General features: G+C 72.2%; 21 protein-coding genes and 1 tRNA gene. 10 read left to right on the forward strand and 12 right to left on the reverse strand.

The annotated features are described in order from the left end of the window. Window positions 1-25: 25 nt before the first annotated feature. From ACTWPW_RS03475 to ACTWPW_RS03485, 3 genes are read right to left on the reverse strand one after another with little or no spacing between them, the layout of a single operon-like run. Entirely contained in the window at window positions 26-643 is a 618-nt protein-coding gene (locus tag ACTWPW_RS03475; RefSeq protein WP_443167921.1) for a VOC family protein, read from the reverse strand. Window positions 644-665: 22 nt separating this feature from the next. After that, window positions 666-3,056: an nSTAND1 domain-containing NTPase gene (locus ACTWPW_RS03480; protein WP_443167922.1), complete on the reverse strand. Its 2,391-nt coding sequence runs from the start codon at window positions 3,054-3,056 to the stop codon at window positions 666-668. Between the two features lie 21 nt (window positions 3,057-3,077). After that, window positions 3,078-3,668, reverse strand: a complete 591-nt coding sequence (locus ACTWPW_RS03485) for a GNAT family N-acetyltransferase (RefSeq protein ID WP_443167923.1) — start codon at window positions 3,666-3,668, stop codon at window positions 3,078-3,080. A 126-nt stretch (window positions 3,669-3,794) separates the two neighbouring features. On the opposite strand from ACTWPW_RS03485, the gene ACTWPW_RS03490 reads away from it, so the two are divergent. The 3 genes from ACTWPW_RS03490 to ACTWPW_RS03500 are packed head-to-tail and all read left to right on the forward strand — an operon-like array spanning window position 3,795 to window position 7,206. Continuing rightward, complete coding sequence (locus ACTWPW_RS03490) at window positions 3,795-4,997, forward strand: acyl-CoA dehydrogenase family protein (RefSeq protein WP_375111269.1); 1,203 nt, start codon at window positions 3,795-3,797, stop codon at window positions 4,995-4,997. Further along, entirely contained in the window at window positions 4,994-6,157 is a 1,164-nt protein-coding gene (locus ACTWPW_RS03495) for an acyl-CoA dehydrogenase family protein (RefSeq protein WP_375111268.1), read from the forward strand. The genes ACTWPW_RS03490 and ACTWPW_RS03495 overlap by 4 nt, the downstream gene beginning before the upstream one ends. Beyond that, window positions 6,154-7,206 (forward strand): acyl-CoA dehydrogenase family protein, encoded by a 1,053-nt coding sequence (locus ACTWPW_RS03500; protein ID WP_443167924.1) that lies wholly within the window; start codon window positions 6,154-6,156, stop codon window positions 7,204-7,206. The genes ACTWPW_RS03495 and ACTWPW_RS03500 overlap by 4 nt, the downstream gene beginning before the upstream one ends. Here the strand turns inward: ACTWPW_RS03500 and ACTWPW_RS03505 are convergent. Further along, window positions 7,177-7,767: a TetR/AcrR family transcriptional regulator gene (locus ACTWPW_RS03505; RefSeq protein ID WP_364115335.1), complete on the reverse strand. Its 591-nt coding sequence runs from the start codon at window positions 7,765-7,767 to the stop codon at window positions 7,177-7,179. The two genes, ACTWPW_RS03500 and ACTWPW_RS03505, sit on opposite strands and share 30 nt — an antisense overlap. A 173-nt stretch (window positions 7,768-7,940) precedes the next feature. On the opposite strand from ACTWPW_RS03505, the gene ACTWPW_RS03510 reads away from it, so the two are divergent. Then, window positions 7,941-8,708, forward strand: coding sequence for a nuclease-related domain-containing protein (locus tag ACTWPW_RS03510; protein ID WP_364115337.1), 768 nt, complete (start codon window positions 7,941-7,943; stop codon window positions 8,706-8,708). Between the two features lie 33 nt (window positions 8,709-8,741). On the opposite strand, the gene ACTWPW_RS03515 is transcribed toward ACTWPW_RS03510, so the two are convergent. Next, a complete protein-coding gene (locus ACTWPW_RS03515; protein WP_443167925.1) occupies window positions 8,742-10,115 on the reverse strand; it encodes a vWA domain-containing protein in 1,374 nt (457 codons plus the stop codon). Continuing rightward, the gene (locus ACTWPW_RS03520) at window positions 10,108-10,947 is read right to left on the reverse strand and encodes an AAA family ATPase (RefSeq protein WP_364115341.1); all 840 of its coding nucleotides are present in this window, start codon (window positions 10,945-10,947) and stop codon (window positions 10,108-10,110) included. The genes ACTWPW_RS03515 and ACTWPW_RS03520 overlap by 8 nt, the downstream gene beginning before the upstream one ends. Before the next feature lie 100 nt (window positions 10,948-11,047). Between ACTWPW_RS03520 and ACTWPW_RS03525 the strand changes: the two genes are divergently transcribed. Both ACTWPW_RS03525 and ACTWPW_RS03530 read left to right on the forward strand, forming a co-directional pair. Further along, window positions 11,048-11,121 (forward strand) — tRNA-Lys (locus ACTWPW_RS03525). A 221-nt stretch (window positions 11,122-11,342) separates the two neighbouring features. Beyond that, window positions 11,343-11,735: a hypothetical protein gene (locus ACTWPW_RS03530; protein WP_375111265.1), complete on the forward strand. Its 393-nt coding sequence runs from the start codon at window positions 11,343-11,345 to the stop codon at window positions 11,733-11,735. 82 nt (window positions 11,736-11,817) lie between these two features. Here the strand turns inward: ACTWPW_RS03530 and ACTWPW_RS03535 are convergent, their stop codons facing one another. Beyond that, the gene (locus tag ACTWPW_RS03535) at window positions 11,818-12,597 is read right to left on the reverse strand and encodes a hypothetical protein (RefSeq protein ID WP_443167926.1); all 780 of its coding nucleotides are present in this window, start codon (window positions 12,595-12,597) and stop codon (window positions 11,818-11,820) included. Between the two features lie 97 nt (window positions 12,598-12,694). Here ACTWPW_RS03535 and ACTWPW_RS03540 point away from each other — a divergent pair, with 97 nt between their 5' ends. After that, the gene (locus tag ACTWPW_RS03540; RefSeq protein ID WP_375111263.1) at window positions 12,695-13,120 is read left to right on the forward strand and encodes a RidA family protein; all 426 of its coding nucleotides are present in this window, start codon (window positions 12,695-12,697) and stop codon (window positions 13,118-13,120) included. Here ACTWPW_RS03540 and ACTWPW_RS03545 read toward each other — a convergent pair. Next, window positions 13,115-14,692: an SMI1/KNR4 family protein gene (locus tag ACTWPW_RS03545; protein WP_443167927.1), complete on the reverse strand. Its 1,578-nt coding sequence runs from the start codon at window positions 14,690-14,692 to the stop codon at window positions 13,115-13,117. The genes ACTWPW_RS03540 and ACTWPW_RS03545 overlap by 6 nt on opposite strands. A gap of 60 nt (window positions 14,693-14,752) precedes the next feature. Here ACTWPW_RS03545 and ACTWPW_RS03550 point away from each other — a divergent pair, with 60 nt between their 5' ends. Continuing rightward, a complete protein-coding gene (locus tag ACTWPW_RS03550) occupies window positions 14,753-15,589 on the forward strand; it encodes an SDR family oxidoreductase (protein ID WP_364115353.1) in 837 nt (278 codons plus the stop codon). Between the two features lie 115 nt (window positions 15,590-15,704). Here the strand turns inward: ACTWPW_RS03550 and ACTWPW_RS03555 are convergent, their stop codons facing one another. The 4 genes from ACTWPW_RS03555 to ACTWPW_RS03570 form a co-directional block, all read right to left on the reverse strand. Further along, window positions 15,705-16,421 carry an NADPH-dependent F420 reductase gene (locus ACTWPW_RS03555; protein WP_443167928.1) on the reverse strand — a complete coding sequence of 239 codons (717 nt, stop codon included), beginning with the start codon at window positions 16,419-16,421 and terminating at the stop codon, window positions 15,705-15,707. 37 nt (window positions 16,422-16,458) lie between these two features. Beyond that, window positions 16,459-16,884: a VOC family protein gene (locus ACTWPW_RS03560; RefSeq protein WP_443167929.1), complete on the reverse strand. Its 426-nt coding sequence runs from the start codon at window positions 16,882-16,884 to the stop codon at window positions 16,459-16,461. Window positions 16,885-16,959: 75 nt separating this feature from the next. Beyond that, on the reverse strand, window positions 16,960-18,417 hold the full coding sequence (locus ACTWPW_RS03565) for a serine/threonine-protein kinase (protein ID WP_443167930.1): 1,458 nt from the start codon (window positions 18,415-18,417) through the stop codon (window positions 16,960-16,962). Then, entirely contained in the window at window positions 18,414-20,021 is a 1,608-nt protein-coding gene (locus tag ACTWPW_RS03570) for a serine/threonine-protein kinase (RefSeq protein ID WP_443167931.1), read from the reverse strand. Before ACTWPW_RS03570 ends, ACTWPW_RS03565 begins: the two co-directional genes overlap by 4 nt. 123 nt (window positions 20,022-20,144) lie before the next feature. On the opposite strand from ACTWPW_RS03570, the gene ACTWPW_RS03575 reads away from it, so the two are divergent. Both ACTWPW_RS03575 and ACTWPW_RS03580 read left to right on the forward strand, forming a co-directional pair. After that, window positions 20,145-20,840 carry a class I SAM-dependent methyltransferase gene (locus tag ACTWPW_RS03575; protein WP_443167932.1) on the forward strand — a complete coding sequence of 232 codons (696 nt, stop codon included), beginning with the start codon at window positions 20,145-20,147 and terminating at the stop codon, window positions 20,838-20,840. A gap of 146 nt (window positions 20,841-20,986) precedes the next feature. Beyond that, a complete protein-coding gene (locus ACTWPW_RS03580; protein ID WP_443168025.1) occupies window positions 20,987-21,442 on the forward strand; it encodes an SEC-C metal-binding domain-containing protein in 456 nt (151 codons plus the stop codon). The last annotated feature ends 17 nt before the right edge of the window (window positions 21,443-21,459 follow it).

Below are 21,459 nucleotides of genomic sequence, written 5' to 3' on the forward strand. Positions count from 1 at the left end.
CCCTCCGGGACTTGTCCCAGGCCGGTCAGAGCGTCACGGGACCGTACCGCCCGGACAACACGGCGGTCAGGCCCGGCCGGGAGGCCTCGTCGAGGTCGAGCCGTACGTCCACGGCCGCCAGGTCCCGCCGCACCGCCCCGGGGTCGGGGTGCGCGCCGCGCAGCGACACCAGCTCGACCGCCGGCAGCCCGCTCTCCGCCGGGTGCCGCGTGGCGCCCCAGTCGATCAGGAACGGCACCAGCCCGTCGTGGCCGGCCCGCTGCGGCGGGGTGAGCCGCCAGCTCAGCAGGTCGCCGGAGGCCGTGCGCCGCGACATGTCCGCCGGGTCGCCGGGGTCGTAGCCCCGCTCCCGCGCGCTGGCGGTCACCGCGTCGATGCCCGTCACCGCCACCGCCCAGTTCACCAGCGCAGGCGCCGCCAGCGAGTCGATCCGGAACCACCGGGGCCCGGCCGGCGCCTCCTGCTCGGGATCGGGCCCGACGATCTCCAGATAGCTCCGGCCGCCCAGCGCGAGCAGGTGGTTACGGGTGCCCAGGCCCAGGTGGCGCCCGCCCACGGCGGCTCGCACGCCCAGCAGCCGCTCCAGGTCGGCCACGGTCTGCCGCAGATCGGGGGTGGCATAGACGAGATGGTCCACAGTCATGCCGTGCATTGTGCCGGGCGCGTCAGCACGCCTCGCGATAGGGCACCTCCGGCAGGTGCTCGCGCCACTCCTCCGGCGAGAGCGGCCCGTAGTGCTCGCACACCCACGCGCCCGGGTCGGCGGGAGCGGCCGGCCGCGCCAGGTCGATGGTGAGGACCGTGCCCCGTCCGGCCAGCACGCGCAGCCACCGGCCGTCCCCGGACAGCGCCGCCTGCGCCGGCCGGTCGGCGGACGCCGGGACCTGCCGGTCGGCCAGCAGCGTCCCCTCCGCCAGCCGCCAGACCCGCACGCGGTCGCTGTCGGTGCTGACCAGCAGCCGCCCGTCCGGGCTGAAGCGCAGGTGGCCGGGGGAGGGGCGCAGCCTGGTGTAGCGGGCCGGGACGCCGTCGAGGCCGTAGACCTGGATGCCGGTCTCCTCGGCGATGGCCACCCGCTCCCCGTCGGGCGCGAACGTCGTGTACTCCCACGGCATCCGGTCCAGCCAGGGCGCGGGCGACGACCGGCCGGTCCGCCTGATCTCCGACCGTTTCCCGTCGAACACCAGCGCCACCCGGTCGCCCGGGCCGACCACGGCGTACTCGCCCACGTACGCGGCCCGCCCCGCCCGCAGGTCCCAGGCCCACCGCTCGCCCGACTGCCGGGCGGCCGCGAACAGCAGGCCGCCGCCCGGGCTGAACCACGCCGACTGCTCCCCGGGCGCGCCGAGTCCCCGGCCGAAGGGGCGGCCCAGGGTACGGGTGCGCAGGTCGTACAGGTAGGACCGGTCGACCCCGACCAGCGCCAGCGTGCGTCCGTCGGGTGACCAGGCCATCGCGCGCACGCTCTGCACCGGCCCCGCCGTGGTGGTGAGCGTCCGGCCCGACGCGAGGTCGTACAGGCGCAGCGTGCCCTCCTCCAGGGCGGCGAGCACGGACCCGTCGTCGGTGACGGCGTGCAGCGTGCGCGGCCCCGCGTGCGGGTCGGCGAACACCCCCACCGCCGCGTCCTGGACCGCCAGCGCCCGCCGGGTCTCGGGGATCGGCGCCAGCCGCCACGCGGCCAGGCTCAGCTTGCGCGCGGTCACCGGGTCGGCCGGTCGCAGCACCTCCGCCCGGGACGCCGCCACCCTGGCCATCGCCTCGTCCAGCCGCCCGTCGGCGACGCCGCGCTGCCACAGCGCGAGCAGCGCGGCCACCATCGCCACCGACAGCAGCCCCGCCATGGCGGTACGCCGCCGGCGCGCCCGCCGCCGCACCGTGGCGATCCCCGCGTCGAGGAACCGCTGCTCGCCCGCGTTCAACGTCACCCGCCGCCGCCCGCCGGCCGCCCACGCCAGCGCCCGGTCCAGCGGCTCCCCCCGGAAGAGCCGCCCCTCCGGCCGTCCGCCCGCCTCCCACCGCCGCGCCGCCGCCACCAGCTCCCGGTGCACGGCCAGCCCTTCGCGCTCGCCGTCCAGCCACTCGTGCAGCCGCGGCCAGGCCCGCAACAACGCCGCGTGCGCGATGGCGGGTGCGGCCCGGTCGCTCAGGAGCCCCGCCTCCCGGTACGCCGCCAGCACCCCGTCGATCGCGGCCACCACGTCGGCGCCCCGCCCGGCGACCAGCTCGTCCCTGGAGGCGCTCACGACGGTGTCGGCGCCGTCGGAGTCGAGGCCCACCAGCCGCAGGAACACCTCAGGCACCACGTCCTGCTCCGCCGGGCTGAGCTTCAGATAGACGGCCTCGGCGCGGGCTCCGAGCGGCGGGTCGTCGACGGGTTCGGGGGGAAGCAGCCGGCCCTGCTGGGACTGGGGCGCGTCGAGCAGGGACATCAGGAGCTGGCGGGCGTTCGGGCGGCGGTCGGGATCGCGGTCGAGGGCGGCGGCCACGAGCCCGCGTAACGGGCGGTCCAGCCGCTCGCCGCCGCCTAATCGTTCGTCGTCGCCGTAGGCGGCGAAGACCAGCAGCCGCCCCCAGGCGTGTACGTCGTCCGGCGGCCCGCCACCCCCGCCCGCCAGCCCCAGCCCGACCAGCCGGGGCCCCTCGGACCCCAGGACGACCTTGTCCGGCGTGAGCGCCCCGTGCGCCGCGCCCGCCTCGTGCACCGCCGCCAGCGCGGTGGCGGTGGCGGCGGCCAGCCGGTAGAGGTCGTCGCCGGTGTACGGGCCGTGCCGGTCCACGACCTGGCGCAGGGTCGGGCCCTCGATGTACTCGCTGACCAGGTAGGGAGGGTCGCCGTCCAGGCACGCCTCGGTCAGCTTGGCGACCGACAGCGAGCGGACGTGCCCGGCGGCCGCGGCCGAGGCGGCGAGCCGGGCCCTGGCCCCGTCGTCCAGCAGGCACGGCACGCCCAGCGCGTGGCGGGTGCCGGACTCGTCGTACGCCTCGCGCACGACGACCTGCCCGCCGCCGTCGAGCCGGGCGCCGAGCCAGTAGCCCCCCAGCCGATCAGTCATGCGGGATGAGACTCCGCCCTTCTAGGAAAGGTTCGAGCGGCCCCCCAACCGGCTACGGTGCTCCGGCCACTCCTCTTCGAGGATGCCGAAATAGACGGTGTCGCGCCAGGTGCCGTCCGGCCTCTTGCGGTGGCGGCGCAGCGTGCCCTCGTGCAGGCCGCCGATGCGCTTGATGGCGTTCTGCGACCTGAGGTTGAGATTGTCCGTCTTGAGCAGCACCCGGTTGTAGCCGAGCGAGAAGGCGTGGTCGATGAGCAGCAGCTTGCAGCTCGTGTTCACGGCCGTGCGCCAGACCGCCCGGCCGTACCAGGTCCAGCCGATCTCCACGCTGGCCTCGAAGCCGGGCACATCGGCGTACGTGGTCCAGCCGACCGCCCGCCCGCTCTCCTTCAGCACCACCGCGAACGGCACGTGCACGGAGTCGTCGATCAGCCCCCGGGCGACCTTCCCCAGCTCCTGCTCCGAACGCGGGGCGGCGCTGGGCAGCCAGCGCCAGACGTCCTCGTCCCCGCCGCCGGCGGCGAACAGGTCGGGCACGTGGTCCATGGTGAGCGGCTCGAGCCGGACGACGTCGTTCTCGAGCACCACGGGAAAGGGCAGCTTCGCGGTCATGGCGGCAACCCTATGAGGCCACTCGGGTCACGTTCATGGCCACCTGCACCCTTTTACGGGGAACCACCTGTCTTTACGGGGAACCACCTGTCGACACTCATACCGGCCGGTCGGTAGGCTCTCGGCATGGACTTCGCCTTCGACAAAGTCACCGAGGACCTGCGGGAGCGACTGCTCCGCTTCATGGACGACTGCGTCTACCCCGCCGAGCCCGCTTTCGAGGAACAGGCCGCGGCAAGCGGATGGAGCCCGCCGCCGCTGCTGGAGGACCTGAAGGACGAGGCCAGGCAGCGCGGCCTGTGGAACCTGTTCCTGCCCGGCGACCACGGCGCGGGGCTGACCAACCTCCAGTACGCACCTCTGGCCGAGATCATGGGCCGGAGTCCGGCCATCGCCCCCACGGCCACCAACTGCGCGGCACCCGACACGGGCAACATGGAAGTGCTGTCCATGTTCGGCAGCGAGTGGCAGCGCAAGGAGTGGCTGCGGCCGCTGCTCGACGGGGAGATCCGCTCGGCGTTCGCGATGACCGAGCCCGACGTGGCCTCCTCCGACGCCACGAACATCGCGACCTCCATCGTCCGCGACGGCGACGAGTACGTCATCAACGGCCGCAAGTGGTTCATCTCCGGCGCGATGAACCCCAACTGCAAGATCTTCATCGTCATGGGCAAGACGAACCCCGACGCGCCCAAGCACCGCCAGCAGAGCATGATCCTCGTCCCCCGCGACACCCCCGGCCTGCACATCAAGCGCGGCATGCACGTGTTCGGCTACACCGACGCCGACCACGGCGGGCACGCCGAGATCGTGTTCGAGGACGTACGCGTGCCGGCGGAGAACCTCATCGGCGAGGACGGCGGCGGCTTCGCCATCGCGCAGGCCAGGCTCGGCCCCGGCCGCATCCACCACTGCATGCGCCTGATCGGCATGGCCGAGCGCGCGGTCGAGCTGATGTGCCGCCGGGCCCTGGCCAGGACCACGTTCGGCAAGCCCGTCGCCCAGCAGGGCGTGATCCAGGACTGGATCGCCGAGTCCCGCATCAAGATCGAGCAGGCCCGCCTGCTCGTGCTCAAGACCGCCTGGCTCATGGACACGGTGGGCAACCAGGGCGCCCACACCGAGATCCAGGCCATCAAGATCTCCACTCCGATCACCGTGGAGTGGATCCTCGACAAGGCCGTCCAGGTGCACGGCGCCGGCGGTGTCTCCCAGGACTTCCCGCTGGCCGCGCTCTGGGCGGGGGCCCGCTCGCTGCGCCTGGCGGACGGCCCCGACGAGGTGCACAAGCGGTCCCTGGCCTATCGCGAGTTGAAGAGGTACATGTGAACGAAGCGGAGATCAAGGAGCGCGTGGCGGCGTTCCTCGGCGAGCACGATCCGAGCGGGGACCGGCTGGAGTTCCTGCGGGCCAGGTTCGATGCCGGGCTGGCCTGGGTGTGGTTCCCCGAGGGGCTCGGCGGCCTCGGCACCTCCAGGGAGCTGCAGCAGGTCGTCGAGCGGGAGCTGGCGGACACGCCGCAGATCAACGGCGGGGTCCAGGGCATCGGCCTGGGGATGGCGGCGCCGACGATCCTGGCGTTCGGCACGGAGGAGCAGAAGCGCCGGTTCCTGCGGCCGCTGTGGACCGGTGAGGAGATCTGGTGCCAGCTCTTCAGCGAGCCCGGCGCCGGGTCCGACCTGGCCACGCTGGCGACCCGGGCGGTCAGGGACGGTGACGAGTGGGTGGTGGACGGCCAGAAGGTGTGGACGTCCGGCGCCCATCACTCCAGGTGGGCCATCCTGGTCACCCGTACCGACCCGGACGTGCCGAAACACCGGGGGATGACGTACTTCATCTGTGACATGCACGCGCCCGGCGTGGAGGTGCGGCCGTTGCGGCAGATCACCGGTGAGGCGGAGTTCAACGAGGTGTTCCTGACCGGCGTGCGGCTCTCCGACGACCTGCGGCTCGGTGAGGTGGGCGACGGCTGGCGGGTCGCGCAGACCACGCTGATGAACGAGCGGGTCGCGATCGGCGGCGCGCCGACGCGGCGGGGTGGTGGCGCGGTGGCGGCCGCGCTCGCGGCCTGGCGGGAGCAGCCCGAGCTGCGCACCCACGACCTGCACCAGCGGCTGCTGTCGCTGTGGGTGGAGGCCGAGGTGACCCGCCTGTCCGGGGCGCGCCTGCGCGAGCAGCTCGTCGCCGGGCAGCCGGGGCCGGAGGGCTCGGGGATGAAGTTGTCGTTCGCCCGGCTCAACCAGGCGCTGACGGGCTTCGACGTCGAGTTCCGGCGGGATCTCGGCTACGACGACTGGACGTTCCGCCGCTCGGAGAACGTCGACTTCTACGGTCGCGGCCCCGGCTATCGCTATCTGCGGGCCAAGGGCAACTCCATCGAGGGCGGCACCTCCGAGATCCTGCGCAACATCATCTCCGAACGGGTGCTCGGCCTGCCCTCTGAACCCCGTGTCGACAAGGACGTGCCCTGGAAGGACCTGCCGCGATGACGCTGCTCTATTCCGAGGTCGAGGAGGAGCTCAGGTCCGCCGTGCGCGGGCTGCTCGCCGACCGCTGCCCGCCCGCCGCGGTGCTGAAGCGGATCGAGTCCGTGAACTCCGTGTACGACCTGGACCTGTGGAAGACGCTGGCCGGCGAGATCGGGGTGGCCGGGCTGCTCGTCCCCGAGGAGCTGGGCGGGGCCGGGGCGTCGGCCAGCGAGGTGGCCGTGGTGCTGGAGGAGCTGGGCCGGGCGGTGGCGCCGGTGCCGTTCTTCACCAGCTCGGTGCTGGCCACGCAGGCGCTGCTGCCGACCCGCGACGCGCTGCTCGGCGAGCTGGCCGAGGGGCGCAGCACGGCCGCGCTCGCCGTGTCGTTCGCCGCGTCGCCCTACCGGCCGGACCGGGGCTCGTCCGTGAGCGTGGACGACCAGGGGCGGCTGTCCGGCACCGTCACCGGTGTGGCCGGCGCCGAGGTGGCCGACGTGCTGCTGGTGCCGGTGGCCGGCGACCTGTACGCGGTGGAGGGCGCCTCGGTCGAGGTCGTGCCCTCGCTCGACCTGACCAGGCCGGTGGCCACCGTCACGTTCGCGCGTACGCCGGCCCGTCGCGTGGGCGCGTGCGACCTGGCCGGGGTGTTGCGGTTCGGGGCCGGGCTGCTGGCCTCCGAGCAGCTCGGGGTGGCCGAGTGGTGTCTCGACACGACGCTGGCCTACGTCAAGGAGCGCCACCAGTTCGCCCGGCCGGTCGGCTCGTTCCAGGCGATCAAGCACCGGCTGGCCGACCTGTGGCTGGACGTGGTCAGGGCTCGGGCCGCCGCGCGGAACGCGGTCGCCGACAGCTCGTCGGTCTCCGTGGCCGTGGCCCAGTCGTGGAACGCCGGGGTGGCCGTGCACGCGGCCGAGGAGGCCCTGCAGCTCCACGGCGGGATCGGGATGACGTGGGAGCACCCCGTACATCTCTATCTCAAGCGCGCCAAGGCCACCGAGATCGCGCTGGGCACGCCCGGCGACCACCGGGAGGCGCTGGCCTCACTCGTCGGAGTCCCCGGCCCCGAGTGAGGCGAGCAGCAGGTCGGCGAAGTGCCTGCCCACCTGGGCGCCGGTCAGCGGGCCGTCCGCGTGGAACCACGTGCCCAGGTGGTGCACCGAGCCGAAGAAGTAGTCGACGACCAGCTCCGCCGGGACGCGGTCGCTGAAGATGCCCGAGCGTTGCCCCTCGGCCACGAGCGCGCGGAAGCGCTCGTGGTAGCGGCGGCGCTCGGCGCGCACGGTCTTCTGCGTCTCGGGAGCGAGCAGGTGGATCGACCGGAAGAAGATCTTCGAGTCGTCGAGGTTCGCGGCCGTGGTCTCCACGACGTCGGCCGCCGCCCGGTGCAGGCGCTGCCGCAGCGTGCCCGGGCCGTCGGCGATCTGCGCCAGCCGGTCCATCTGCATGCGCAGCACCCGGGCGTAGATCTCGTGGAGCAGATCGTCCTTGGAGTCGAAGTAGTGGTACATGGCGCCCTTGGTGACGCCGGCGGCCATCACGACCTCCTGCACCGAGGTGCTCTCGAAGCCACGCTCTGCGAACAGCCGCGTCGCCTCGGCCAGCAGTCGCTGCCTGACCGGTTCCTCTTTCACATGGTCCCCCTTGGTCACCGCCTTAGCATACCGACTGGTCGGTTGATGGGCTTGCGGGTACTAATTCCGTCACCTTAGGCTCGCCTTGGTTGAAGAGCGGGTATCTCTTGATCGGCGAGGGATCTTCGGCGTGGCAGATCCTGCACAACATCTACTCTTTCGGGGAGTTTGCCGTGCCCGGTGGCTCTATCTACGTGCAGCCCAACGAGAAATACACTGGCTCATCCCCGCAGTGGTGGTACGAGAAGTTCTGGCGCGAGGATGCTCCGACCCGGCGCAAGTTCAGGTACGCCAAGGCCGCTGTGGGGTTCGTGATCGGCGTGGCGGTGGCGCTGAGGTTCGACGCGGCAGGTGCGTCCGTCCTGTTCGGCCTGCTGCTGGCGGGGATCGTGGCCGGGGGTGACTGGTTCCTCTACTGGCACGCCTTCCACAAGACCGCCGTGTGGCGCGGGGCGCGCCGCGGCGAGGCGATCACGGGGCGCATCCTGCGCCGGTCGCTCGGCCGGCACGGCTACAGCGTCCTCGACGGCCGGGCCATCCGCGGCCAGGCCTCCATCGACCACCTCGTGATCGGCCCGGGCGGCGTCTGGATCATCGACAACGAGTCCTGGAGCCCGGACACCGAGATCGCCTGCTACGCGGGGCGGCTGTTCTTCGGCGAGAAGTACGGCAGCAAGGTCGCCAAGCCGCTGGTGGAGCGGGCCGAGGCGTTCGCCGAGCTGCTGACGCGGGAGACCGGCGTCCCGGTGGCCATCACGCCCGTGCTCGTGGTGCACTGCGGGCTGCTGCCCAAGGGCGGCATGGTGATGGCCGAGGGGCTCACGCTCCTCAAGCCGGGGCTGGCGGCCAGGCTGATCAAGGACTCCGACGGCGGCGTGCTGAACGAGGCCCAGATCGAGCTCCTGGCCCGCACCGCGGCCCGCGAGCTGCAGAAGGTCTGATACGGCGTCTGACGTCGTCGCCGGATCCGCGACTCACGCCAGGGTCTCGATGAACGCGGTGAGCTGGGCGACGTTGCGGCACTCGTACATGGGGACGATCGTGCCGTAGTCGCTCGCGATCGAGTCTCCCGTGTCCCACTGCGGCTTCGGCTCGGGGTTGAGCCAGTAGGCGTGGCGGGACCTGGACACCAGTGACTTGAGCACGTCCAGGGCGGGCGGCTGGTAGTTGGAGCGGGCGTCGCCCAGGATCAGCAGGGACGTCTTGGGGCCGATCGCGTCGGCGTACCGTTCGGCGAAGCGCTCCAGGGAGTGCCCGTAGTTGGTACGCCCGAAGCGGACCATGTCGGCCTCGTTCGCCAGCCTGGTCATGGCCTCGACGACGTCCGAGCCCGGCAGGAAGAACCGGGTGATCTCGTCCACGGTGTCCACGAAGCCGAACGCCCGCACCTTCGTGAACTGCTCCCGCAGCGCGTACGTGAGCAGCAGCGTGAAGTGCGCGAACGACGAGACCGAGTCGCTGGTGTCGCAGAGGATGACCAGCTCGGGCTTGTGCGGCCGGGGCGGCTTGAAGTGCGTGGTCAGCGGCACGCCGCCGCTCTGCAGCGAGGCCCGCATGGTCCGGCGGAAGTCGAGGCGTCCCCGGCGGCCCTTCCTGTGCTTGATGGTCAGCCGCGCGGCCAGGCGCCGGGCCAGCGGGTGGACCTCCCTGCGCAGCCTGGCCAGGTCGGCCTTGGTGACGCGGAGGAAGTCGATCTGGTCGAGCGGGGGGCGTACGGCGGAGCGGGCGATGCGCTCGATACCGGAGTCCTCGGCGATGCGGCGGCGCACGTCGGTGGCGACGGCGTCCTCGAAGCGCCTGAGCCCGGAGGTGACGCGCTGGCGGACGGTCTTCTCCGCCAGCCCGCCGCGCTCGCGGCCCTGAAGGACCTCGCGCAGGATGCCCGCCATCAGGGTCTCGGGCGACAGGGCCCGCATGACGCTGTAGGAGAACCAGTTCTGCCGGCCGGGCCCGGCCTCCTGCCGGCCGAAGCGCTCGACCATGGCCCGGGCGAACTCGCGCATCTCCTGCTCGGAGGAGCCGGTCAGGAGCCCCGCCAGATGCGCGCGCAGCTCCTTGACCTCGGCCTTCTCCAGGTCGATCCCGCCGCGGGGCCGCGCAAGGGACAACCCGCTGGTGGACGGCGGGAACCACAGGTCGAACAGCACGTCGAACCCCGGCCGGTAGGCGGGCTTCTTGACCAGCGTCGCCGCGTACGCCGCGCGCAGCGACTCCCGATCGGCCAGCTCGATCACCCGCATGGCGTTCGCCGCGTCCAGCCCCTCGGCCACCGACACCGGCACCCCGGCCTCCCGCAGCGCGTGCACGAAGCCGACGTGCCGGTCGACCAGCGACCCGCGCTCAGGCATCGGGCAGCCCCAGCTCCTTGACCGCGCGCACGTGGTCGGAGGCGTGCTTGAGCACCACGCCGAGCGTCCCGGCCACGGTGGCCTCGTCCAGCTCCTCCCGCCCGAGGGCCAGCAGCGTGTTGGCCCAGTCGACGGTCTCGGCCACCGACGGCGCCTTCTTCAGCTCCAGCGCCCGCAGCGTGGCCACGGTCCTGGCGAGCTGCTCGGCCAGCTCGGCCCGGATGGTCGGCACCTGGGCCAGCACGATGTCCCGCTCGCGCTCGGGGGTCGGGTATTCGATGTGCAGGTAGAGGCAGCGCCGCTTGAGCGCCTCCGACAGCTCGCGGGTGGCGTTGGAGGTCAGCACCACGTACGGCCTGCGCGTCGCGGCGATGGTGCCCAGCTCGGGGATCGTCACCTGGAAGTCGGACAGCAGCTCCAGCAGCAGCCCCTCGACCTCGACGTCGGCCTTGTCGGTCTCGTCGATCAGCAGCACGGTCGGCCGCTCGGACCTGATGGCCTTGAGCAGCGGCCGCTCCAGCAGGAACTCCTCGCTGAAGATGTCGTCGTCGGCGCTGGTGGCCTGGATTCGCAGGAGCTGCTTCTTGTAGTTCCACTCGTACAGGGCCCGGGCCTCGTCGAGCCCCTCGTAACACTGGAGCCTGATCAGGTCGGCGCCGGTCGCCTGGGCCACCGCCTTGGCGAGCTGGGTCTTGCCGACCCCGGCCGGCCCTTCGACCAGCAGCGGTTTGCCCAGCGCGGCGGCCAGGAACACCGAGGTGGAGATGGCGTCGTCGGAGAGGTAGTCCACGGCGGCGAGCCGCTCCGTCACGTCGGCTGGCGTGTCGAACATCGATGCTCCTGTCTGAAGGCCGAACTTTATTCTAGCGGGTCGTGTCCAGCTGATTCCGATTCGACCAGGATGCGGATCACCGGTATATTCCTTCCTGCCAGCGCCGCTAGCTCAGTTGGTTAGAGCAGCTGACTCTTAATCAGCGGGTCCGGGGTTCGAGTCCCTGGCGGCGCACCGGCATCCGGGCATCCTCGCGAGACGCGGGGATGCCCGGAGTCGTTTCCGGGCCGGTCAGCGAGGGCCGATCCCGTCCAGGGTGAAGTTCCTGTTCCAGTCCCGCACCCATGCGCGGCCGAAGCCCTCTTTGCCGCGCCGGAGTTCAATGGTTTGACTGTCGGCCGCGCCTGCTATCCATGGCCTGACACGTTGACGACCACGAACGATGGAGCCGCGACATGGCCACGGTCACCTTCAGGGACGAGAGCGCCACCGGTAAGCCGTTGGACGAGTTCACGCTGCCCGACCTGCCGGAGCGCATCTCGGCGCGCGAGCTCGTCCGCCTGCGCGTCCGCGAGGAGGTCGCCCGCTACAACGCGGTCCCGACCGCCCGGTTCCGCGGGCTGGTGCGGCCGGTGGGCGCCGAGGTGGAGCTGAACGGCTACCGCATGGGCGCCACCCGGAGCATCGACTGGGAGCGCCAGGCCGACATCGCCGAGCGGGCGTTCCAGAGCAACGGATTCCTGCTGCTGGTGGGGGATCGGCAGGTCGACGACCTGGCCGAGTCGATCGACCTCACCGTGGATCCGGTCGTGTCGTTCGTCAAGCTCGTGCCGCTGGTCGGCGGCTGACGCGAGCGCCGCGCGCGGCTTCCCCGGCGGTCTCCCGGGGCGGCCTCCCCGCGGCGGTCTCTCCCGGCGGCCTCCTCGGCGGCTACGTCGTGCGGCGGGGTCGGCGCAGGCGCAGGCCGGTGGCCGCGGCCAGCACGACCACGAGGCCGGTCACCATCACCGCCCGCCCGTCCGGCCCGGCCTCCCCGCCGCCACCCGTGGACACCCCGCCGGACGGGGTGTCGGTGGTCTCCGGGTCCTCGGTGGCCTCCGGGTCCGAGGTCTCGGGGTCCGAGGTTTCCGTGCCGGTGCCGTCCGGGCTGGGGCTGGGGCTGTCGTCGGCGGTGGGGGTGCCGCCGCCGGCGCCGACGACGGTGAGGGGATACTCCGTCAGGGCGTCCTTGTTCTTGACCTCGCACTCGATCAGGCGCTCCTGAGGGCGGGGGCCGAAGTTGATGGAAGCCGCGTGCACCGTGCCCTCGTCCGCCTTCCGCGGCGTCGTCTTCAGCTGGGCCGTCTCGGGGAGCGGGACGGTCTCCCCGGGGATGACCGTGCCGAGGGGCGCGACTCCCGTGGCGGAGGTCAGGTCCTCGATGCCGCTGATGCCCGCGTACACGTACATGTTGATCTCGTTCTCCAGGCCCGTGGCGGGGACGATCAGCTCGGCGCCGGTGACATAGGTGCCGCGCCAGCCGATCGTCATCTCCTCGTCCACCGTGGCCTGGGCGGGCACCGTCAGCACGACGTCGATGTTGACGTCCAGCTTCTCGCCCGTGGCGGTGGTGGTGCACTGATATCCCACGACGTCGGCGGCGGCGGGAGCCGCGGGAAGGACGACGCACGACAGGATCGCGGCGGCTAAGACGGCCGGCTTGGCGCGCATGGCGGCTCCCTTGCGGCGGATGGTGCACAAGAGGAGACGGTGCTGGAGGACACCTGGTTGACACGATTGTCCACTTCGGCCGGGTAAGAAGATAGTCATGACCACAGGTGTTCGACTCATTCGTAACGACCAGCTGACCCAGCGGGTCGAATACGCGTACGCGGCGGCTGTCGAGGTGCCCCTCCGCTCGATCTGGGTGGCGGGCGCCTGCCCGCTCGACCTCGACGGCGAGACGGTGGCCGTCGGCGACTACGCCGGGCAGACCCATCAGGTGATGAACAACCTCATCACCGCCCTGGAAGGCGCGGGCGCGTCACTGACCGACGTCGTCAAGACCACCGTGTACGTCGCCTCCGGCAAGCAGGCCGACCTGGGGACGGCCTGGGAGGTGTACCGGGAGTACATGGGCGCCCACGACGTGCCCAGCACGCTGCTCGGCGTCACCGTGCTCGGCTACACCGACCAGCTCGTCGAGGTCGAGGCCGTCGCGGTGATCACCGGGGCCGGCCGGGCGGGGTCATGATCGGCTCGTGTTCTCCCAGTCCAGCTCTCCCTTGACGACGCGGGGCCGCCAGCCGCGGATCGGCTTGCCGGTCTCCAGCGATCTCGCCGTCGCTCTGAGCAGGGCCAGGTAGGAGGGCCACACCGGATCGCCCTCGAAGGTCAGGCCGGTCTCGTTGAAGTATTCGCCGGTCTTGCCCGTGTCGGGGTCGATGAACAGGTTCCCGCCGTCGTGGGCGGTCGCGAACGGGATCAGGCGGCCGTGCCACCAGTCGATGGCCAGCTCCGGTTCGTGCACCACCAGGCCGCACATCATCTTCCAGTCCGAGCGGATGGCCTTGACCGACATCAGCGCGTAGAACGGGGCGGGGCCGAAGCCCCAGGAGCCGCCGCCGTCGTGGCGGAGCAGCGAGGCGCGCAGGTCATCGGGGAAACGCGCCCCGATGGCGGCCTCCGCCCGGGCGATCGCCGCCGGGCCGGCCGGGGGCCGCAGCAGCTCGTACGTGCGGGGCGCCCTGCGGGCGAGCCAGCGTTCGATGCGCCGCCAGACCGCGCCGACCTCGGCGGTGACGCGCGGGCCCGGCACGCGTACGACGGGCTTCTTACGGGCGGGACGGCAACCGGTGGCGCTGATCTCCTCGGCGGTGGGCGGCTCCGGGGTCGGCTCGGCCGTGGGGGTCGGCGTGGGGCGGGGGCCGCCGGCGCAGCCCGTACGCGGTTCGGCGGGCTCCTCGGCCCAGCGCAGCTCGCAGCCGGCGGTCACCGTGGGGTACCAGTCGCGCAGCGCGGTCCCGCTCTCCAGGGCGCCGGCCATGGCTTCCAGCATCGCCACGTACGAGGGCCAGCCCATGGGGCCGTCGTAGCGGAGGCGCTCGCCGGACTCGGCCTCGCCGATCCGGCCCGTACGGGGATCGACGACGAGCTCCTGGCCGCGCCCGGTGGAGGCGATCGGCAGGAGGCTGCCGTGCCAGACGCCGTCCTCGGGGTCGGCCAACTCCATGTCGCCCGCCAGTACCACCTCGTGGCAGTTGCCCCAGTTCAGGTAGGAGATGGTGGACAGATCGGTCAGGCCGTACGCGCCGGGCAGCTGGAACCCCGAGCCCAGGTTGCCGTCGGCGCCGTCGTGGCGCAGGAAGGACGCGTACAGGTCGTCGGGCAGCCGGCGCTCCTGGTAGTGCTCCCACTCGGCCACGCGATCGGGCTCGATGCCGAACTGGAGCTTGCGCAGCGTGGCCGAGGCGTGCGCGCCGAGCCACTTCTCGATGCGGTCCCAGGCACGTCCGACCCGGGCGGCGACGGCGGCGTCGGGGGAGCGGGTCGCGTACGTGGGAGCGGGGTACGGCTCCGGCTCGGCCGCCACGTCCTCGTCGCCCCAGGTGAGCGGGGGGCAGCCGATGGAGCGGGCCTCCGCGTCCGTCATCGCCTGGGCCTTCATCTCCGCCTCGAACGCGGGGTCGCCGCAGGAGATCGAGGAGTTGACGAAGGAGCACATGTGATATTCGGCGGCCGCCGGCGCGCTGGCAGCCAGGCCGCCCATCAGGAGGATCGCCACCAGGCCCAGTCGTAGGGGAGGCAGCCGACGTAAGCCGATCATGCGCGGCACCCTATGGCATGGTTCCGACAAATCCCGGACGGCGGTCAATAGGGTGCCGGTATGTCGTTCACCGTCACCACGGGCGCCACCGGCCGGCTCGGCGGCCGGGTCGCCGCGCTGCTCGCCTCAGCCGGTGTCGAGCAGCGGCTCGTCTCCCGGCACGCCACCGACCAGGCCCCCCGCCTCGACCGCGCCACCGCCGTCGACGCCGGCTACGGCGACCGCGCGGCCATGCGGCGGGCGCTCGAAGGGGCTTCGACCGTGCTGTTCGTCTCGGCGTCGGAGAGCTCCGACCGTCTCGAACAGCACCGCACGTTCGTCGCCGCCGCCCGCGACGCCGGCGTCGCGCACCTGGTGTACATCTCCTTCTACGGCGCGGCCCCGGCGGCGACGTTCACGCTCGCCCGCGACCACTGGGCCACCGAGCAGTACATCCGCGACAGCGGCCTGCCCTTCACCTTCCTGCGCGACAACCTGTACGCCGACTTCCTGCCCGGCATGGCCGGCGACGACGGCGTGATCCGCGGGCCGGCCGGGCAGGGGCGGGTGGCGGCCGTGGCCCAGGACGACATCGCGGAGGCGGCCGCGGCCGTGCTGCTGCGGCCCGGCGAGCACGAGGGGGTGACGTACGACCTCACCGGTCCCCAGGCGCTCACGCTGGACGAGGTCGCCGCCACGCTGAGCAGGGCGACGGGACGCACGATCACCTACCACCCCGAGACGGAGGCGGAGGCGTACGAGTCCCGCCGGGTCTACGGCGCGCCCGGATGGCAGGTGGAGGCGTGGGTGTCCACCTATCTCGCGATCGCCGCCGGGGAGCTCGAAGGGGTCACCGACGCCATTCCTCTCCTCACCGGGCACCCCGCCACGAGCCTGGAGGAATTGCTCAAGCGCTGATGAAATCCGAAGAGAAGGTCATTGTTTCCGTCGTTTCGGTTCCCGCGGAAAATCAATCCGCCGCCCAAGAACGGGAACATATGGCTCGACATCGAGGTTTTCCCGGCGAAATAGGCTAGCTCCGGGCCGGCGGGACCACCCGTATCCCGAAACCGTGGGCGCTGATGGCGCCGGCGATTCCCAGGAAGAGCAGGCTGTAGTGCTCCTGGCCCCGCGCCGTGGCGATGCCTCCCAGGTCGAGCAGCGACTCCGCGGGCCAGCCCAGGTCGTTCAGCAGCGCGCCGACCGTACGCTTGGCCTCGGCGTCATCCCCTGACAGGAAGACCGTGCTCGGGCCCTCCAGCGAGTCCGGCGCGACCATGAGCTCCGAGTCGATGGTGCAGAGCGTCTTGACGACCATCGTGTCCGGGAAGGTGCGCTGGATCTCCTCGCCGAGGCTCTCTCCGGGATGGGAGAGCGCGCCGTCCTCCGTGAAGCCGACCGCCACGTCGAGCAGCACCTTCCCGGCCAGGGCCGGCGTGCCCACCTCGGCGAGCAGCGGCACGGACGCCGTGCCGGGCGTCGCGTTGACCACCACGTCGGCGCCCGCGACGGCTGAGGACACGTCCACGACCGGCACGGCCTCTCCGAGCGCGGCCGCCAGTTCGGCCCGCAGTTCCGTGTCGTCCGGCCGCCGCGATCCCAGGACGACGTCATGGCCCGCACCGGCCCAGCCGGCGGCCAGCGCCCGTCCTACGTTCCCCGTTCCGAGAATTCCGATCTTCATGGTGCCGACGCTATGGCGGTCGGCCCGTCGCCGCCTCCTGCCACGGCCGGGTGCGCCCCCCGCCATTGGTCGTAGGACCGGGCGCGGACCTCTGCCGCCCGGCCTAGACGGCGAACACCTGCGCGTCGTCCGCGAACGCCTTGAACTCCAGCGCGTTGCCCGCCGGGTCGAGCAGGAACATCGTCCACTGCTCGCCGGGGAGCCCCTCGAAGCGGAGGTACGGCTCGATGACGAACGTGGTGCCCGCCTCGCGGAACCGCTCGGCCAGCTGATGAAATTCCGGAATTGTCAGGATCAGCCCGAAATGGGGGACCGGCACGTCGTGGCCGTCCACGGGGTTGTGCGCCCTTTCCCGGCGTGTGGGGGCCAGGTGGGTGACGAACTGGTGGCCGTACAGGTTCCAGTCGATCCACCGCTCCGAGCTGCGGCCCTGGGCGCAGCCGATGAGCTTGCCGTAGAAGTGGCGGGCGGCGTCCAGGTCGTCCACCGGGACGGCGAGGTGGAAGCGGGGGAGGCGGGCCTCGGTCATGAGGGGATTCCTTCCGGGGTCGTACGGTGATCGTTAGGTACCCGGAAGCCCTCCCCTGAATCCGGGCCCGCCGGGTCACCAGCCCTTGTCGAAGTCGCAGATGTTCACCGTGACGCTCTTCTGGCTGCGGACGGGCGTGATCACCTCGAAGACCACGCGATACGTGCCGGCCCGCTTCCACGTGATGGAGGGCAGCAGGGGCCTGGAGGAGGAGGTGCCCGCCTGCCTGCCCTGGTTCTGCCCGTCGACCAGCCAGCGGTAGCTGTAGGGGCCGGTGGCGGAGACCCTGGCCCAGATGTTCATGTCGTAGCGCCAGCAGTCGCCCAGCCTGATGCCCTCGTACGTGAACGCCACCGACTTCACACCGCCTCCGCCGCTGGTCGTGGTGGGTTTCGGGGTCGGCTGTCCGGTCGGCGTCCTGGTGGGGGAGGCGCTGGGCCCGGCGGTCGGTGTGGTGGTGGGCCCGGCCGTCCCGGTGGGCTCGGTCGTCGTGGTGCGCTCGGCCGTCGTGGTGGGGCGCAGGGCTCTCGCCGACCCCTTCGCGCGGCTCGGCGGGCGGGTCGTGGCCGGGCCGGGGGTGGTGGCCCGCGTGGTGACGGTGGCGGTGGCGGTGCTGGTCTCGCCGCGCGAGGCGGGCAGCCACAGCCAGGCGGCGGTCAGGGCCCCGGCCACGACGATCGCCGCGCCTCCGGCCAGGAGCGCGATGGCCGGCCAGTTGCGGGATGCCGCCCGGGCGGGGCCGGTCCGCATGACCGGGACGGGGGCCGGACGTGGTGGGGGCGGGCCGCCGATGAGCTCGAAGAGGACGTCCTGCATGGCGGGGCGGGCGGCGGGGTCCTTGGACAGGCAGGCGTACACGATCGAGCGCAGCGGCTCGGGGAGGTTCCCGAGGCGCGGCTCGTCGTACTGGATCCTTCTGATCACCGCCGGCAGGGAGTCGTTGCCGAACGGCGGGGTGCCGGTGGCGGCGTACACGATCACGGATCCCCACGCGAACACGTCCACGGCCGGCCCGGCGGGCGCGCCCAGGAACTGCTCGGGCGCCATGTACGCGGGCGTCCCCACGATGCTGCTGGTACGGGTCACCGCGTCGTCCATGGCCCGCGCGATGCCGAAGTCGATGACGCGCGGCCCGTCGCGGCCGAGCAGGACGTTCGCGGGCTTGAAGTCGCGGTGGACGACCCCGGCACGGTGGATGGCGGCCAGGGCGGTGGCGGTGGCGACGGCCAGGCGTTGCAGGTCCGCCCCGGTGTGCGGGCCCGCCTGCTGGAGGGAGGGGCCCTCGACGTACTCGGTCACGATGTACGGCCGCGCGCCCAGCGAGGCGTCCAGCACCTGCGCGACGCAGAACGGCTCCACCCGCCGGGCGGCGGCGATCTCCTTGGCGAAGCGGCCGTCACCGGCGACCCCCTCGCGCAGCACCTTGACGGCCACGGGGGTGCCGTCGGGGGAGGAGCCCAGGTACACGACTCCCTGGCCGCCCTCCCCGAGCTGCTCGACGATCCGGTAGGGGCCGATGGCCTCGGGTGTCATTGGTAGTCGTCCAGGTCGCAGACGTTGATCGAGATGCTCCTGCGCGCGGTGGAGGGCGCGGTGACGCGCAGGGCTATGGTGTGGCTGCCGGCGTCCAGCATGTACTGTCCGGCGGTCACGAACGCCGTGTAGTCGTCCTCCGGCACCCAGGACTTCCTGCTCTCGCGGGTCCTGCCGTCCACCTCCCACGCGTACGAGATCCACACGCCGGGGCGGCTCGACTCCACCCTGGTCTGGAAGTGCACCGGGGGCATGTAGCAGCCGCTCGACTCGGACTGTCCTGGGCCGCCGGACAGCTCGATCGCCAGAATGCTCACCCTGGCCGCCACAACCGGCTTCCTGGTGGGAGTGGGGGTGGGGGTGGGGCGTTTCGTGGTAGGGGTGGGGGTCACGGTCGGCTTCTGAGTCTCGCGAGGGGTCCTGCGAGGGGTCTTGCGGGGCTTCGGCGTCGTCGGCTTGTGTGCGGTCTCCTTGGCGGTGGTGGGGGCGGAGCTGGGGGAGGCGGCGGCAAGCGGTGCCGGGCCCGGCCTGCCGGACCACGGGGCAAGCCAGACGACCCCGCCGACCAGCGCGACCACCAGGACACCGGACACCCCGGCAACCACCGGCACGCCGACCCGCCCCCAACGCCCCGACCCCGGCCCTGGTCCCGGCCTCAGTCCCGGTCCTGGCCCCGGTCCCGGCCTCAGTCCCGGTCCTGGCCCTGGTCCCGGCCCCGGTCCCGGTCCTGCCATCGGTCCGGGTCCTGGCCCCCGCGCCGCACCGGCCGTCGCCCCCTGCCACACTCCGGGAGCCGGCCCGAGACCCGTCCCCGGAGCCGGGTTGTGGCCGCTGAGCAGGCGCAGGATCACGTCCCGCATGGTCGGCCGGGCCCGTGGATCCTTGGCCAAGCAGGCGTACACGATCGAGCGCAGCGGCTGGGGCAGGTCGCCGAGCTGGGGTTCGTTGTGCAGGATGCGGTTGATGATCGCCGGCAGCGTGTCCTGCCCGAACGGCGGCGTCTCCGTGGCCGCCCACACGATGACCGACGCCCACGCGAACACGTCCGCCGCCGGCCCCACCGGCTGCCCCGCGAGCTGCTCGGGTGCCATGTACGCGGGCGTGCCCACGATGCCGCTGGTGTGCGTGACGGCGTCGTCCATGGCCCGCGCGATGCCGAAGTCGATGACGCGCGGGCCGCCGGGTCCGAGCAGGACGTTCGCGGGCTTGAAGTCCCGGTGCACGATGCCCGCCTGGTGGATGGCGGCCAGCGCCGTGGCCGTGGCGACCGCCAGCCGCTGCAGATCGGCCCCCGTGTGGCGCCCGGCCTGCTGGAGCGAGGGCCCGTCGACGTACTCGGTCACGATGTACGGCCGCGCGCCCGGCGAGGCGTCCAGCACCTGCGCGATGCAGAACGGCTCCACCCGCCGCGCCGCCTCGATCTCCTTGGCGAACCGTTCGTCGAACCCCGGACCGCCCCGCAGCACCTTGACCGCCACCGCCCGCCCGTCGGGTGCCTGCCCGAGGTACACGGTGCCCTGCCCGCCCGAGCCGAGCCGGCCGAGCAGCCGGTACGCCCCCACCGTCGCCGGATCGTCCTCCCGCAGCGGTTCGACATGCGCCATGAGAGAAGTGACTCCTGAGGTTGATTTGGTGGATGTTGCGTACGATAGCGACCCACATCCACATATGTAGGGAACTTTCGAATCTCTCGAACCCTTGCCGGCTGCCCGTAGAGTGGCGAGATCATGGAACTGACCACGGACGCCGAGCTGGAACGGTCGACGGTCGTCGCCAACCGCCTGATGAACCGCGAGCGCCGCCTCACCAGCTACGGTCGCGAACTCGGCATCGACATCGCCGCCGTCCTGCGCGCCGCCGGCACCAGGCCCGCCCGCTGGCTCGATCTGTGCTGCGGGGCCGCGTACGCTCTCGGCGAGGCCACCCACCTGCTCGGGGACGACGCCGAGATCGTCGGCGTGGACCTGGTCGGCTACTTCGCCTGCCCGCCGGACCCCCCACGCCTGCGCCTGGTCACCGCCTCCGCCCTCACCTGGCGTCCGGACGCCCCGTTCGACCTCATCACCTGTGTACACGGCCTGCACTACATCGGCGACAAGCTCGCCCTGCTGGCCAGGATCCCCGGCTGGCTCACCGAAGGCGGGCTCTTCGCCGCGAACTTCGACGTCCGCAGCATCCGCCTGCCGGACGGCACCCCGGCGGGCCGCCGCCTGACCTCCGCGCTGCGGTCGCAGGGATTCCTGTACGACGCCCGTACCAGGCGGATCCGCCACACCGGCCGCCGCGCCGTCGACCTCCCGTACCGCTACCTCGGCGCGAACGACCAGGCCGGCCCCAACTACACCGGCCAGCCCGCCGTCGACTCCTACTACGCGGCACCGGGAAAACCCGTCGCGCCCCCGAGCACCGGCGACCTATCGTGACCTTCGTCCACCCCGGACCCGAGGAGGCCACCATGCACCGCGACGAGATGTCCTTTTGAGCCGACCAGCAAGCGCCGACGGGGGTTCCCTCTAGCGAGACCCACGTCAAGCGCGGCGACCGGCGCGCCGGCCGCGACAAGGAGCTGATCGAGAAGCTCGGCGGCAACGACCCGTGCCCCTGCGGCTCCGGACGCCGCTTTCCGCCGCTGCTGCCGTTCCAGCGGCCGCTACGACGACACACTCGGCCACTACTACGTCCGCGACCGCGACCCCTGACCCCCGGGCCCGCACGAGGGCGCCTTCGCGAACGCGTCCCTCATGATCGCGCCCTCCCCTGCGCGGGGCCTGTGCCACTGACCCCGCCGTGCTGCTGGTGCCGCCGGTGTGGCGAATCCGTGGGAGACAGCCAACCGTCCCCGATCCGGGTCCCGATCTGGCGTCCGGCTCGTCCTCCGACCCGGCTCGGCGCCTGTCGTGAGGCGGGAGCGGTGAGCGCACCTCTATATGCACCTATATATAAGGAAAGACATGATGCATGTGCTCCTGGTGCGCTACACCGCGCCGATCGATCAGGTGACCCCTCACGTGCCTCGGCGGGGTGATCCTGGCCGGCCGGATC

The organism is Nonomuraea sp. KM90, assembly GCF_052246675.1.
GTDB lineage: Bacteria > Actinomycetota > Actinomycetes > Streptosporangiales > Streptosporangiaceae > Nonomuraea.